The 14612-nt window shown below is 62.3% G+C and carries 17 protein-coding genes; 14 read left to right on the forward strand and 3 right to left on the reverse strand.

Going from position 1 to position 14612, the window contains the following annotated elements:
- Nucleotides 1–17: 17 nt before the first annotated feature.
- From AUR64_RS07210 to AUR64_RS07250, 9 genes are all read left to right on the forward strand, one after another.
- Entirely contained in the window at nt 18–1727 is a 1710-nt protein-coding gene (locus AUR64_RS07210; RefSeq protein WP_058581270.1) for an NADH-quinone oxidoreductase subunit D, read from the forward strand.
- Between the two features lie 234 nt (nt 1728–1961).
- The gene (locus tag AUR64_RS07215; RefSeq protein WP_058581271.1) at nt 1962–3047 is read left to right on the forward strand and encodes a glucose 1-dehydrogenase; all 1086 of its coding nucleotides are present in this window, start codon (nt 1962–1964) and stop codon (nt 3045–3047) included.
- Entirely contained in the window at nt 3031–3678 is a 648-nt protein-coding gene (gfcR, locus tag AUR64_RS07220; protein WP_058581272.1) for a transcriptional regulator GfcR, read from the forward strand. Before AUR64_RS07215 ends, gfcR begins: the two co-directional genes overlap by 17 nt.
- Nucleotides 3675–4055, forward strand: coding sequence for a cupin domain-containing protein (locus tag AUR64_RS07225; RefSeq protein ID WP_240479593.1), 381 nt, complete (start codon nt 3675–3677; stop codon nt 4053–4055). The genes gfcR and AUR64_RS07225 overlap by 4 nt, the downstream gene beginning before the upstream one ends.
- Nucleotides 4056–4339: 284 nt before the next feature.
- Complete coding sequence (locus AUR64_RS07230) at nt 4340–4684, forward strand: glutaredoxin family protein (RefSeq protein ID WP_058581273.1); 345 nt, start codon at nt 4340–4342, stop codon at nt 4682–4684.
- Between the two features lie 133 nt (nt 4685–4817).
- Nucleotides 4818–5384, forward strand: coding sequence for a DUF7110 family protein (locus AUR64_RS07235; RefSeq protein WP_058581274.1), 567 nt, complete (start codon nt 4818–4820; stop codon nt 5382–5384).
- A 184-nt stretch (nt 5385–5568) separates the two neighbouring features.
- Nucleotides 5569–6540, forward strand: a complete 972-nt coding sequence (locus AUR64_RS07240; protein ID WP_058581275.1) for a phosphoadenosine phosphosulfate reductase family protein — start codon at nt 5569–5571, stop codon at nt 6538–6540.
- 187 nt (nt 6541–6727) lie between these two features.
- Nucleotides 6728–7681, forward strand: a complete 954-nt coding sequence (locus AUR64_RS07245) for a phosphoadenosine phosphosulfate reductase family protein (protein WP_058581276.1) — start codon at nt 6728–6730, stop codon at nt 7679–7681.
- Nucleotides 7682–7906: 225 nt separating this feature from the next.
- Nucleotides 7907–8269, forward strand: coding sequence for a hypothetical protein (locus tag AUR64_RS07250; RefSeq protein WP_058581277.1), 363 nt, complete (start codon nt 7907–7909; stop codon nt 8267–8269).
- Nucleotides 8270–8282: 13 nt separating this feature from the next.
- On the opposite strand, the gene AUR64_RS07255 is transcribed toward AUR64_RS07250, so the two are convergent.
- Nucleotides 8283–8663: a hypothetical protein gene (locus tag AUR64_RS07255; RefSeq protein ID WP_058581278.1), complete on the reverse strand. Its 381-nt coding sequence runs from the start codon at nt 8661–8663 to the stop codon at nt 8283–8285.
- 96 nt (nt 8664–8759) lie between these two features.
- On the opposite strand from AUR64_RS07255, the gene AUR64_RS07260 reads away from it, so the two are divergent.
- Both AUR64_RS07260 and AUR64_RS07265 read left to right on the forward strand, forming a co-directional pair.
- Nucleotides 8760–9035, forward strand: coding sequence for a helix-turn-helix transcriptional regulator (locus AUR64_RS07260; protein ID WP_058581279.1), 276 nt, complete (start codon nt 8760–8762; stop codon nt 9033–9035).
- A 108-nt stretch (nt 9036–9143) separates the two neighbouring features.
- Nucleotides 9144–9860 (forward strand): diphthine--ammonia ligase, encoded by a 717-nt coding sequence (locus AUR64_RS07265; protein ID WP_058581280.1) that lies wholly within the window; start codon nt 9144–9146, stop codon nt 9858–9860.
- A 49-nt stretch (nt 9861–9909) separates the two neighbouring features.
- On the opposite strand, the gene AUR64_RS07270 is transcribed toward AUR64_RS07265, so the two are convergent.
- Nucleotides 9910–10878, reverse strand: coding sequence for a sugar phosphate nucleotidyltransferase (locus AUR64_RS07270; RefSeq protein ID WP_058581281.1), 969 nt, complete (start codon nt 10876–10878; stop codon nt 9910–9912).
- 89 nt (nt 10879–10967) lie between these two features.
- On the opposite strand from AUR64_RS07270, the gene AUR64_RS07275 reads away from it, so the two are divergent.
- Nucleotides 10968–11255, forward strand: a complete 288-nt coding sequence (locus AUR64_RS07275) for a transcriptional regulator (RefSeq protein ID WP_058581282.1) — start codon at nt 10968–10970, stop codon at nt 11253–11255.
- A 35-nt stretch (nt 11256–11290) separates the two neighbouring features.
- Here AUR64_RS07275 and AUR64_RS07280 read toward each other — a convergent pair whose 3' ends face one another.
- Entirely contained in the window at nt 11291–11986 is a 696-nt protein-coding gene (locus AUR64_RS07280) for a type 1 glutamine amidotransferase domain-containing protein (protein WP_058581283.1), read from the reverse strand.
- 125 nt (nt 11987–12111) lie between these two features.
- On the opposite strand from AUR64_RS07280, the gene AUR64_RS07285 reads away from it, so the two are divergent.
- Both AUR64_RS07285 and AUR64_RS07290 read left to right on the forward strand, forming a co-directional pair.
- Entirely contained in the window at nt 12112–12384 is a 273-nt protein-coding gene (locus AUR64_RS07285) for a hypothetical protein (RefSeq protein ID WP_058581284.1), read from the forward strand.
- 109 nt (nt 12385–12493) lie between these two features.
- Nucleotides 12494–14530, forward strand: a complete 2037-nt coding sequence (locus tag AUR64_RS07290) for an ABC transporter substrate-binding protein (protein WP_082230643.1) — start codon at nt 12494–12496, stop codon at nt 14528–14530.
- The last annotated feature ends 82 nt before the right edge of the window (nt 14531–14612 follow it).

Below are 14612 nucleotides of genomic sequence, written 5' to 3' on the forward strand. Positions count from 1 at the left end.
CGAATCGTCCACCAGAGATGACGGCGCACGCCGACGCGGAGACACTCCAGCAGGTAGATTCGGAATCGACGGCCGACACGGCGACGGACCTCGAAGCACTCCTCGGAGAGTCCGTCGTCGCCCGCGACGACCACCTGAACGCACCGGCCTTCGTCGTCCACCGCGACAGCGTGCAGGAGGCGTTGTCGACGCTGAAAGCGGAGGCGGGATACGACCATCTCTCGTGTGTCACCGCTCAGGAGTACGAAGACCGCTACGAGAGTATCTATCACCTGAAGCGGTACGACGACCCGACGCGGGAGGTGAGTGTCGTCGTGCCAACCGCCAAAGACGAACCAGTGAGTCAGACGGCCGAACCGGTGTTTCGAACCGCGGATTGGCACGAACGCGAGGCGTACGACCTCGTCGGCATCGAGTACGACGGCCACCCCGACCCCCGACGAATCCTCCTGCCGGAGACGTGGCAAGGCCATCCGCTGTCGCGCGACTACAACCAAGAGCGGCCCCAAATCGTCCGCTACGACGAACGCTCGAACCCGCTGGAGTCGGACAGACGCGTCACCGACGACGCCCAATCCGCCGAGATATCCGGCGACGGCACCGATACGTTGCTTTTGAATATCGGTCCGCATCACCCGGCAACGCACGGAGTGTTGCACCTCTGCGTGACCCTCGACGGGGAACAGGTCGTCGACGTCGACCCCGACATCGGCTACATCCACCGCTGCGAGGAGCAGATGTGTCAAAGCGGGACGTACCGCTATCAAATCATGCCGTATCCGGACCGCTGGGATTGGGGTGGCGCGGGGTTGCTCAACGAGTGGGCGTACGCACGAGTTGCCGAAGACCTCGCAACCATCGACGTGCCCGAGTACGCACAGGTCGTCCGGACGATGGCCGCGGAGTTGAGTCGGATGCTCTCGCACTTTCTGGCCGTCGGCGCCTACGCGATAGACGTCGTCGGCGACTTCACCGCGACGTTCATGTACGCCATCACCGACCGCGAGCGGGTCCAGAACGTGCTCGAAGACCTGACGGGCCAGCGACTGATGTTCAACTACTTCCGGCTGGGCGGGGTGGTCTGGGACCTCCCCGAACCGCGCGACGAGTTTTTCGAGAAGGTGCGCACGCTGACCGACGCGATGCCGCGGCGACTCGAAGAGTACCACGACCTGCTGACCAACAACGAGATTCTGCAAGCGCGCACGCTCGACACCGGCGTTCTCCCGCCGGAGGTCGCCAAACAGTACGGCTGTACCGGGCCGGTACTTCGCGGGTCGGGCGTCGACTACGACCTGCGCCGCGACGACCCCTACGGCTACTATCCGGAACTCGACTGGAACGTCGCCCTCGAAGACGGCTGTGACAACTACTCGCGGCTACTCGTCCGTCTGCGCGAACTGGAGGAGTCTGCGAAAATCGTCGAGCAGTGCGTCGACGTACTCGAAGCGTGGCCCGAAGACGAGCGGAACATCCAGTCGAACGTCCCGCGGACGCTCCGCCCCGACGACGATACCGAGATATATCGTGCCGTCGAGGCGGCGAAAGGCGAACTCGGTATCTACATCCGCGCCGACGGCACCGACAAACCCGCGCGCTTCAAGATTCGCGGCCCGTCCTTCTCGAACCTCCAGGCACTCCCGGAGATGGCGAACGGCGAGTACGTACCGGACCTCGTCGCGACGCTCGGCAGTCTCGACACGATTATGGGCGAAGTCGACCGCTGAAAGCGGCCGCCGAAGGGCCGGACTCCCCGCTGGTGCGTGTAGATTTCACAGTGAGAGAAGCCCGGAAAGAGGCATGGGGTGCGGTGAGCGCTCACGTGGCTGGCTGGCTGGATGACGTTCGCTGATGCGAATCACGCGACGGGGCTGAAGCGTCGCGTACGGCGCTCACCGACGTATCTAGTGTTTACTCGGTAGAGAATAAATGTTTTGGTGGTCAGGGTCTTACTCCGAGTCATGAAAGCGATAGCGGTGTACCAAGGAGACGGCCACCCGAGTCTCGTCGACGTGCCGAAACCGGAGCCGGAAGCGGGCGAGGCACTCGTACGAACGCTTCGGGTCGGCGTCGACGGCACCGACCACGAGGTGCTCAGCGGGGGTCACGGCGGGTTCCCCGAGGGTGAGGAGTATCTCGTCTTGGGCCACGAAGCCGTCGGCGTCGTCGAAGACCCGAACGGGACGGACCTCGAACGTGGTGACGTCGTCGTCCCGACGGTTCGCCGCCGACCGAACGGCGCGAACGAGTACTTCCAGCGGGGCGAACCGGACATGGCTCCCGCCGGCGAGTACCACGAACGCGGTATCGACGGTGCGCACGGGTTCATGGCCGAGTACTTCACCAGTCCGGCGGAGTATCTCGTGGTGATTCCCGAAGCCCTCGCCTCGGTCGGCTTTCTCGTCGAACCGGTCTCTATCTCCGAGAAGGCTATCGAACACGCCTACGCCTCCCGGTCGGCGTTCGAGTGGAACCCCGAGTCGGCGCTCGTCCTCGGCAACGGCAGTCTGGGTCTGCTCACGCTGGCGATGCTCGGCCTCGAATACGGCTACGACGCGGACCGTCTCTACTGTCTCGGCCGCCGTGACCGCCCGGACCCGACCATCGACATCATCGAGGAACTCGGCGCGACGTACGTCGACTCCCGAGAGACGCCCGTCGACGAGATTCCCGATGTCCACGAGTCGATGGACTTCATCTACGAGGCGACCGGGTTCCCGAAACACGTCTTCCAGTCGGTCCACGCGCTCGCGCCGAACGGCGTCGCTGCGCTGCTCGGGGTTCCGAGCGACTGGGAGTTCGAAGTCGACGGCGGCGCGTTCCACAGCGAACTCGTCCTCCACAACAAGGCGCTGGTAGGCAGCGTCAACTCCCACGTCAAGCATTTCGAGGCGGCAACGGAGTCGCTGGCGGCGATGCCCGAATGGTTGCTCGACTCGCTGGTCACCGGTATCTACGGACTCGACGAGTTCGAGCGGGCGTTCGACGACGACGACACCACTATAAAAACCGCCGTGCAATTCAGTACGTATGAAGAACGTCGATGACCTCATCTCAAGCGCAGCGGAGTTGGCAGAGCGCGGCCTCTCGAAGGGCGAAATCGCCGACGAACTGAACGTCTCCCGCGAGACGGCGAGTTGGCTCGTCGAACGCAGCGGTGCAACGAGTTCCGAACCCGAGGAAACGAGCGCTGCGCCCGCCGGTAGCACCGGCCCCGACGACATCCACATCGATTGGAGCGCCGTCGGCCGCGACAGCGCCCGCCTCAGCTACATGGCGTGGGCGATGGCCGACCTACTCAGCAAAGAGGGCGACGACGTCGACCTCACCATCGGCATCGAGAAAGCCGGTGCGCCGATTGCGACGGTCGTCGCCCGCGAACTCGACACCGACCTCGGGTCGTTCGCGCCCGCGAAACATCAGTGGGAAGAAGGCGATATCGAAGACCTCGGCGGCAGTTTCTCGCGGAACTTCGCACAGATACGTGACCGCAGTTGCTACGTCGTCGACGACACCATAACCAGCGGCACGACGATGCGCCAGACCATCGAGGCGGTCCGCGACCACGGCGGCGAAGTCGAAGCGGCCGTCGTTATCGTCGACAAACAGGGTATCGAGGAGATAGACGGCGTTCCCGTCTACTCGCTCATCAACGTCGTTCGCGTCGGCGAGGAGTGAGCACGCTGCTGCCCGAGAAAGTCGCACTGTCCGAGGCGTTCGACTCCTTCGACGAGCAGTGGTCGCCGCGCGTCGCCGCCGAACTCAACGGGCAGGCGGTGAAACTCGCCAAAGTCGACGGCGAGTTCGTCTGGCACAGCCACGACGACGCCGACGAGTTGTTCTTCGTCGTCTCCGGAGAACTCCGCATCGAGTTCCGAGACGACGACGCGGTGGTCCTCGAAGAAGGCGAACTACTCGTCGTCCCCGCAGGAGTCGAACACCGCCCCGTCGCCGACGCGGAAGCCGAGATACTGCTCTTCGAACCGGCGGCGACGCGGAACACGGGCGACGTCGACGACGAGTTGACGCAGAACGAGACGACGTATCTGGACTGAAGGCCTGTGAACGCGCGTGTTGGCGACTTCGAGTAACGGTCGAGCGTTCGACCGGGCGACGGCTCGTTTGGCGAACAGACGGCCAATCCGGTATCCGCGTCGTCGCCGCGAGCGGGTGGCCGCACACCCGCGAACCGCCCGCGGTCTGTGGTCACGACACACCGCGGGTTGGCTCTCTCCCCGTATTTGAAACTACGTACGGCGACTGGCAGCCCGCATCGTCGTCTCGGAATTCGACCGCCTCGGGCGCAATCCCTATCTGTCGCGGTATCATACCCACTCGCATGACGTTCCAACCGGGAAGCGACCTCAGCGCCGACGAGGTCAAACAGCGCGTCGATGACACCATCGAGGAGAACGACGTGGTGCTGTTCATGAAGGGGAACCGACTGATGCCACAGTGTGGCTACTCGATGCGTGCGGTCGAACTCATCAGCCAGCACCGCGAGGAGTTCGAGACCGTAGACGTACTGCCGGCACTCGACCAGTACCGCGCTGCGCTCTCCGAACACAGTGGCTGGGAGACGATTCCGCAGACGTACGTGAACGGAGAGTTCGTCGGCGGGAGCGACATCCTTACCGAACTCGACGAACGCGGTGAACTCGAAGCGACGCTCGACTCTTCGTAGTTCATTCGCTGAATATTTTGCCTGAATGGAAGGGTAGCCCCTATATGTCCACCACCCCTAGTGGACACGCGTACCGGCATTTGCGCAGTATCGCGCAGTACCAAACCCATCCCCCATCAGAAGCACAAGAAAAATGTCAGGCCGCGTATATAGACTCCATTCGACGCTTGAACTGCCACTCGAAGATGTCGAGGATTACTTCGACGGTAATCCGGACTTGCCGGCGGAAATCGCCGACATCGACATCACCCGACGAAACAACACCCTCATCATCAAAGCCATCTCCGACGACGAGAGCTTGAGCAAGTACACACCGACAGCACAGCTCAAGGCGAGCGTCACAGAGACGCGCGTGTACGAGGAGGAACCACCACGAGCGGGCGGACCGCAGTGGGCACAGGACGAAGAGGAGGAGATTCCCTCCGAACTCGTCGAGTTCGCCTGCTTCAAAGGTGACAGAGAGACGGTGCTGCAGAACACGGCGCTGCAGTTCCCGATGTTTCGGGTACTGTGCGAGATAGCGAAACTCGCCGAGAAAGGAACGCTCACCGCGATTACGGAGGAAGACGGCGACCTTCGCGCGACTCGCATCGTCGAAGGCGACGTTCGACCCGCGAGCGTCGAAGTCGTCGAGAACCCACAGCAGAACAACTCGAACGGAAACGGAATCAACTGGCGCGACAACAAGTTCATCAACTGAACGCGCGGCAGTTTCTCGGTAGACCGTCTCCGACCGAGCGGTTACGCGGCCTTTCGACACGTTCGACGCGTCTGGTGCGTGCGACACGCTCGATGGGCCGAGCGTGTGATTTTCACACACGTCAATGCACGCACTGCGAAGAGCCATAAGACACTTTACTCCAGTAATTATATGTCATTACGAGATGCCCGAAGGCTTCCCAGAGTACGTCGACGTAGATTACACCGACGGTGAGGGTGAGACCGCCGAGGACTATCCGAGCATCCAGCACAAGATAGAGAAAGCCATCGAGGTGACGAAGACCGGCCTCGAAGAGTACGAGAACCCCGCCGTGATGTGGACTGGCGGCAAGGACTCGACGCTGACGCTGTACTTCGTCAACGAGGTCGCAGAGCGCTACGACCTCGAAAAGCCGCCCGCGGTGTTTATCGACCACTACCAGCACTTCGACGACCTGTTCGACTTCGTCGACCGCTGGGCCGACGAGTGGAACCTCGACGTGAAGTTCGCTCGGAACACCGACGTGGGCGACTACGTCGAAGAGAACGGGCTGACCCCCGGCGACGACATCCCGATTTCGGAACTCTCCGAGCACAACCAGCACCACGTTCGGAACATTCTCGAATACGAGGAAGACGAGTTCCCGTTCCTGCTCGACACGTACGTCGGCAACCACCTGTTGAAGACCGTCGCACTGAACGACACCCTCGAATCCGAGGACATCGACGGCATCATCTCCGGCATTCGCTGGGACGAACAGGAGGCCCGCGCCGACGAGACGTTCTTCTCCCCGCGTCACGACCCCGAAATCTACCCGCCGCACGACCGCATTCAACCGATTCTCCAGTTCGACGAGGCCGACGTCTGGGAGACGTTCTGGCACTTCGTCGTGCCCGAGAGCGTCGAGGAGTACCCCGACGAGGGCTACGTCCCGCAGGACTACGACGACCTGCCGAACGGCCTGACTCACGAAGACATCCCGGTTTCGCCGAAGTACTTCGAGGGCTTCCGCTCGCTCGGCAGCGAAGTCTCCACCGACAAGACGGAGTCGACGCCCGCGTGGCTGCAGGACCTCGACAACACGACCGAACGCGCCGGCCGCGCCCAGGACAAAGAGGACCTGATGGAGCGTCTGCGCGACCTCGGCTACATGTGAAGTCGGCAGGTCACTGCCAGTAACCTCGTCCCGAGCCCGGGACGGCCGAACGACGCGCCGTTTTTCTGTTCTTTTAGCGACGTTCCGAGCGACTGCGATATCAGGCGCTGCGACCGATGGGGCCGTGTTCTGTGTCAGCCTATAGCCGCGGAAAGATAGATATCTTCGGCGGTGGATGTTGTGGTCGATGACCGAGCAGTTCCCCGACTACCTCGACGTCGACTACGACGCCGGACGTTCCCAGACCGCCGCGGACTACCCGTCTCTCGCCGACAAAGTCGAGAAGGCCGCCGCAATCACCGCGCAAGCGCTCGACCAGTACAAGAACCCGGCGGTGATGTGGACCGGCGGCAAAGACTCGACGCTCGTCCTCTACGTCGTGATGGAAGTCGCCCGCGAGAACGGCCACGAGGTGCCGCCGGTCGTCTTCATCGACCACTTCGAACATTTTCCCGAAGTGACCGACTTCGTCGACCGCTGGGTCGACGAGTGGGACCTCGAACTCGTCGTCGCCCGCAACGAGGAGTTCGCCCGCCTCGGCGCAGAACCCGGCGACGAGTTCTCCGTGAGCGAACTCAGCGAGGCGACGCAGAAGGAACTCACCCGACTGGAGTACGACGAGGAGACCCTCGTTCTCGATGCCGACACGTTCGTCGGCAACCACCTCCTGAAAACCGTCGCCCTCAACGAGACGCTCACCGAGTACGGGTTCGACGGCATCTTCTCGGGCGTCCGCTGGGACGAACAGGAGTCCCGCGCCGAGGAGACGTTCTTCAGTCCTCGCCACGATTCGGAGAAGTACCCGCCGCACGACCGCCTCCACACCATCCTCCAGTTCGACGAGGGTGACGTCTGGGACGCGTTCTGGCAGTTCGTCGTCCCCGACACCGTCGAGGGCTACCCGGCCGGACACGTTCCCGAGTCGCGCGAGGACCTGCCTGAAGGTCTGACCGCCGAGGATTTGCCGGTCTCGCCGAAGTACTTCGAGGGCTTCCGCTCGCTCGGCACCGAATCCGGGTCGGCGAAGTCCGACGAGCGCCCGGCGTGGATGCAGGATTTGGACGGAACGACCGAACGAGAAGGCCGCGCGCAGGACAAAGAGAACATCATGGGCCGGTTGCGCGACCTCGGTTATATGTGATATAGTTCGGTCGGTGAACCCCCGACTGCGATACAGAACAAGGATTCGTCGTCGAACACCGTTGCTCCCGAGTTCACTTTTCGTTGCTTCTCGAATGGAGATATGCCGTCGTTCGCACCGATACAGCTTGGATGAATACGAAATTCCAATGGAACTGTTGACCGTGCGGACGCCTCGGCTCGTTTCCAGGGGAACTAACCCCAAGAGGCCCTTGATACATCCGAGATGACAGAGACGCTGACACGGGCCAAAGTCGGGGCCGTCGGACTACTCTCGGTTCTCGTTTGCGTCGGATTCGTGTTGTTAGGTCTGTCTGACGCCGAACCCGGTCTATTAGAGGCTCTCGTCGGCGCGGTCGTGTTTGTCACGTACGTCGTTTGGACGGGACTGCGAGGACAGCTCTCATCCCGGCAGAGCGACGTTCTCCTCGGCACGAGTTGCGTTCTCGGGGTCGGAATCGTCGCGTGGAGCGTGTTCGTCGACGGGAGAGCGGTGAGCAGTTCCGACCTGCGAACGTGGGGCCTCCTTCTGGTGGCTATCGTGGTTATATACGGGCTATCGCGCCTGATTCGCCGCAGCGATAGGTGAAACCAGCGCCGACTCAGTACGCACGCCGTCCCCGCAGAACCGCGCGATAACCGAAGAACCCGCAGGCGACGAGGCCGAAGATATAGGCAGCGACGAGTTCGTCGCTCACTTGTTCGCCCGAAACGGGGACGAGCGCGACAGCCACCGTCGAAACGAATGCGAGCGCCGCCCACTCCTGTGGCTCGGTCAAGTACGCTTCGAGTTCCTCTCTGAGGAAAATGTAGCCAAAGAAAAACGCCATCACGAATCCACCGACGAAATCCCATCCGTCCGGTGTGAGGCCGACCAGAATCGACCCGACGACGGAGACGATTCCGAGGGAGACGAGTACGACGCGTCGAATCGTACGCAACGTGCTGCCACCGGATTCGTCATCTGACTCGTCGTTCGACATCTCTCGAATCCACGTTTTGCCGACAATTTTTCAATCTTCCGTACTGTCGGTCGGACCTCGCCAAACTGCGTAGTCGCTGTGCGACCAACTGACGGTATGGACCCCCCGGAACGCTCCGACGAGAGTACGGAGATACCCGACTGCACGTCCGAGTCGGCTATCCCTACGACCGCCATCGTCGACGCGATTCGTCACGCACCGGAACCAGTGGTCAACACGGGCTATCTCGCCGAACGGTTCGACGTGCCGCTCGGGGCGATGTACGCCCGACTCGAATCACTGACAGATGCTGGTGTACTCGAACACATGGAAGTACGCCAGCGTGGCCACTTGTGGTGGCAGTCGCTCGCAACGGAACTCGACGAGTTCTGACCGGCGTGTCGGCGACGGCGGACTGCAGCATCGCCGACTGACCGCGTCGCCAACGCGGACTACGTCGAATCGGTGCGTGTAAACCGCAGTCGTTGCTATCCGTCTGCAATGACCGACGACTGGGTGAGCCTCTTTTCGGGCGGTAAAGACTCCTCGTGGGCGCTGTACCGGGCGCTTGAAGCGGGACTGAACGTGAGCCGACTGCTCACCGTCCACCCCGAGGGCGACTCGTACATGTACCACGTCCCCGAGACGCGACTGGCGCGACTCGCCGCCGAGAGCGTCGGCATCGAACTCGTCGAACTCGAACCCGACTCGTTCGACGCCGATTCGGCCACTGACTCCGGCGAACAAGGTGACGCCGAACTCGAACCGATGGAGGCGGCGTTGCGAGAACTGAGCGAGGAACTCGATTTGGCGGGCGTCACCGCAGGTGCAGTAGAGAGCGAGTTCCAGACGAATCGAATCCAGCAGATGTGCGACCGACTCGGCATCGACCTTTTTGCTCCCTTGTGGCAGCAAAACCCCCGGGAACTCGTCGACGCGATGCTCGACGCCGGCTTCGAGATTACCATCGTTCAGGTCGCCGCCCACGGCCTCGACGAGTCGTGGTTGGGGCGGACGCTGGACGCCGACGCCATCGCCGAGTTGGAGGAACTCAACGACGAGTACGGCGTCCACATTCTCGGAGAGGGCGGCGAGTTCGAGACGCTGGTGACCGACGGCCCGCACATGTCCCGTCCAATCGAGTTGGAGTACGAGACGGAGTGGGAAGGAACGCGAGGTCGGATTCGGGTGACTGACGCTTGGCTCGGCGAGCGGTAGACGTCGACCACGCGGTTGTCTAAAAGAAGGACCCGAAACAGTTCGGGGTCTACTCGTCGCCGACGAGTTTCGAGTGTTCACCAACGAGCGTGTCGGTCAACTGCAATCCTTCGATGTGGCTCTGCTGGTCGGCGATGGTGGCTCGGAGCGTCGAATCCACGACTGTGGCACCTCCGAAGACGACGGTGTTGTCGAGCGTCGAATCACGAACCTCCGCGCCCGCCAGCACTTGGACGTTGTCGCCGAGGTCGCTGTTTTCGACCGTCGCGTCGTCGTGAACGAAGTTCTGCCCGTCGAGCTTCCACGCGACGGCTTCGAGGTAGCTCTCGGGGGTGCCGATGTCGTACCACGCGTCCTCGAAGCTGAACGCGTACACCGGGTCGCGCGACTGCAGCCACTGGAGGAACCACCCGGGTTCGTCGGGGTTGTTGTCGGAGGCGAGATACTCGTCGAGTTTCGGCAGCGTCTCGGCGGTGAACGCGTAGCAAGCGATGGATACGAGCGTACTCTTGGGGTCCTCGGGTTTCTCCTGGAACTCGACGACTTGGTCGCCGTCGAGTCGGACGAGTCCGTATGACTTCGCTCGTTCCCGAGAGCCAACGTCGTAGGCGGCCAGAATCGGCGAGTTCTTCTCTTCGAAGAAGTCGACGAACTCGGCGACGTCGAAGCTGATGAGATTGTCGCCGGCGACGACCACGAGGTCCTCTTCGACCTCTTCGCGTTCGACCAACTCGGCGAGTGCGCCGACGACGCCGAACTTCTCGTCCTCTGCTCTCGTCTCCTCGACCGACAGCGTCGGTTTGTCGAACTCGGAGTCGTCGAGATACGCCTCGAACTCGTCGGCGAAGTACTCGTTCGTACTCACGAACACCTCCGAGATGCGGTCGTCGGCTTCGAGGTCCGAGAATATGGTATCGATGACGGTCGACTCCCCCACCGGGAGAAACATCTTCGGGCGGTGCTTGGTAATCGGCCAAAGTCGCGTGGCGTAGCCTCCGGCAAGGACGACTGCCTTCATAAGTGGTAGTCAATGCCAGCCGTCAAGACTGTTTTGCCCGATTTGACCACGAGCCAAAACGATTTGGCCGTTCGGTCGTACTCGAAGCTATGAACGACACCGAGACGACCCGACAGCGAATCGCCGACGCCCTCCGAGCGGAACCGATGACCGCGAGCGGTCTCTCCTCGGAGGTGGACGCGCCTCGGTCGGTCGTCTACGACCACCTCAGACACGTCGCCCAGTCGCTCGACGGGAGCGACGAACGGTTTCTCGTCGCTCCACCCGAGTGTCGAAACTGCGGCTTCTCGAACTTCGACGACCCCGTGAACTACCCCTCGCGGTGTCCCGACTGCCGAAGCGAGAGCATCGAGGAGGCAGTGTTCAAAATAGAGTGAATCGCGCGGGACGGCCGCCGTTTTACCGCGGTTGCTTACGCGCTCTCGGCTTCGACACCCAACTCGTCGAGCAGCGTCGTCGCCGCCGCGTGTGAAGAGCCCGGACCTCGGGCGGTGATGAGGTCGCCGTCGACGGTGACGCTTGTGTCGGCGTCGAGTTCGGCGTCCCAGTTCGCGCCGGCGGCTTTGACCTCGTCTTCGACCCAGTACGGCAGTTTTCGGCCGTCGGGCATGCAGTCGTTCTCGTCGACGATGTCCTCTTCCCACTCGTTGGGGAACCCGGTCACGTCGCGTTCGTTGACGACGTACTTGCCCTCCTCGGTGTGCGTGAAGCCGAGGATACCGACCGCGTGACAGACGACGAGCGCGTTCCCCTCGTCGCCGGCGACGGCGTCGCGCAGCAGCGTTCTGGCGTGTTTGTCCTGATTGATGTCCCATTCGGTACCGTGGCCGCCGGGGAAGACGACGGTGTCGTAGTCGGACGCTGACACCGCTGCGAGCGGTTCGGGGTTGTTGAGTCGGTCGTCGGACTCGTGAATCTCTCGGAGGCGTTCTACCTTCTCCTCGCCGACGCTGTCGGGGTCGAGCGAGCGCTCGTCGACCACCGGCGGCGACCCACTCGGCGTGGCGACGGTGACGTCGACACCCGCATCCGAGAGCGTGGTGAGCGGTTCGATACACTCCTCGGCCCAGTACCCCTCCTCGCTGACGACGAACAGTGCGGATACCATCGGTGCAACGTATGCCCTTGACGGTCAAAAACGGTAGGGCGGGTGTGTGCGGGACGCGACACGCCGAGGGAAGCGCCCCGCGCGAGCACGGAGGTCTTATGTATGGGCGGCCGTACCGACTCGGTATGGTCGATACTCGTGGCGTACTGGCGATTATCGCCGCCGTGGCGTTTCTCGCCGGGATGTTCTACTACCGACGAGAGCGAGAGGTCTACGCGTTCTTCCTGCTCGGTGCGGGGTTCGCACTCGCAGCGTTCTGGGGACTGTTGGGGATGGCGCTCTCTCGAACCGGCCCCACGCAGGTCCCCGGTGACATCTATCTGGCCATGTCGGGGTCCGCCGTCGTGATGAGCATGTACTTCTTCATCGAGGGCCGGTCGACGTTTCGGGAACGCTGAACGACTCTCGTTCGATTCAGTTCCCGAGTTAAATGTGAACAACGTACACACTGAACCCTGATGAGAATACCATCAAATATAAGTATGGGATACGTCAACGTGGTGCTGCATGTCTGACGATTCGATGAACGATAGCCGCCGGCGGTTTCTGAAAGCCTCCGGTGCAGGCGCTGTGGCCCTCACTCTCGCCGGTTGCAGTGATGGTGGCAACAGCGGAGACGGCCAGAGTACGGGGAACGATTCCTCCAGCGAGACCGAGAACGACACCCCCGCGCAGAACACGACCGACCCCAACGAAGTGACCCGCGGCGGGACGTTCACTGTCGGTATGGACCAGCAGCCGAAAGGGATCAACCCGCTGTCGACGTCCTCCGCGTACTCGTGGAGCATCCTCGACTTCGTGTACTGCTGGGGTACGACCATCGACCCGGTCAACTTCAACGTCAACCCGAGCGCGTACACCGAGTGGACCGTCGAGAACGCCGAAGGCGACGACGCGTCGCCCGACGTCTACTTCAACGTCCGCGACGGCCTGACGTTCAGCGACGGCGAGGACCTCACCGTCGAGGACGTCATCTTCACGTACAACTACATGATGGAGAAGAAGCCGGGACGCTACGTCTCGGCGATGGAACCCGTCGAGACGGTCGAAGAGGCCGACAACGACTGGGACGTCCACATGAAGCTCGCCCAGCCCATCGGCACCTACGACTCGACGCAGTTGCAGGTTCCGCTGCTGCCGAAGCACGTCTGGGAGAACGTCGACGACTACCAGGCGTATCAGCCCCAGGAGAACGGCGGCCCCATCGGTGCCGGTCCGGGTGAGATTACGACGTACAGCCCCGACACGGCCATCGAGGTCACCTTCCGCGACGAGGCACCGCTGCAGAACCTCCAGTGGCTCAAAGACCACGAGAACCTGCTCGCCGGCGGTCCGTTCATCGACTCGGTTCGCTTCAAGATTTACGGCAGCCAGTCTGCACTGACGCAGGCGTTCCTCAACGGCGAAATCGACACGCTGTACAGCAGCATCGAGACGTCGAAGGTCGAACAGGTCCAGAACACCGAGGGCATGAGCATCGTCAAAGGCTACGACACTGGCTACGCTCACTACTCGTTCAACCTTCGCCGGACGCCGCTCGACGACACCACGTTCCGTCAGGTGCTCGGCTTCGCCTACGACGACATCTACTGGACCCAGCAGCTCCAGCGTGGCTACGTCCAGGAGGGTGACTTCGTCATGCCGCCTGGCTACTCCGCGGTGCGCCCCGACGCCGGCGGCGACGGCGAACTCCTGACCGGTGCGGCGACGCAGGCGTTCACCTTCCGCGGTGTCGACGCGAGCAGTTCCGAAGTCAACGTCGAGGGCATCCGTCAGTTCCTCACCGACGGTCAGGTCGTCACCGGCGAGAGCGGCAGTTTCGTCGGCATGGACTACCCCGGCAGCCTCACCGACGTGAGCGCCGGTCAGAGCGAGGCGAAGCACGACTACACCTTCGGTCCCGTCGAGTCCAGCGTCCTGCAGGATGCGGACGTCGACCAGGAGATTCGCGTCAACGGCGAGACCATCACCAGCATGAACGACGGTCCGCTCCAGATGCTCATCTACCCGGCGAAAGACTCGCCGAAGGCCGCACAGATGGTCGAGCGCTACGTGAACAACCTCCGCTCGGTCGGTATCCCAATCGAGCGCAAGGTGATGACGTTCAACACGATGCTGAACGCCGTCTACGCCAACGAGGAGTTCGACATCTTCCCGATGTCGTGGAGCAGTCTCTCGCCGTTCGGTGCGAGTTCGCTCTACAGCCTCTTCCACAGCGACAACGCCGACGACCACAGCGAGGACAACACGGACACGCTGCTCAACAACCCGATGGGCTACGGCCTGTTCGAGGACGCGTCCGCAGACGACCTCATCTCGCAGTGCCGCACGGAGATGGACACCGAGACCCGTAACAACCTCGCCAAACAGGCAGTCGAGCAGATTTACCTCGACTTCCCGACGATGATTAACTCCTACTCACAGGTCCAGTGGCCGGTCAACTCCGGGAAGTGGACTGGCTTCGTCGGCAACATCCCCGGGCCGGGCGACAGCTACCTCGGAACGAACATCAACCAAGTCCACCTGAAGGACAGCGGCAACTAAGCCAACGACGTCGACGGTTGCGTTCGTCGACAGTCGTCGTTTCTTTTATCCACTCTCTTAGCCGTAGCGCCGTTCGCTGCGG

The sequence above is a fragment of the Haloprofundus marisrubri genome, assembly GCF_001469955.1.
Taxonomy (GTDB): domain Archaea; phylum Halobacteriota; class Halobacteria; order Halobacteriales; family Haloferacaceae; genus Haloprofundus; species Haloprofundus marisrubri.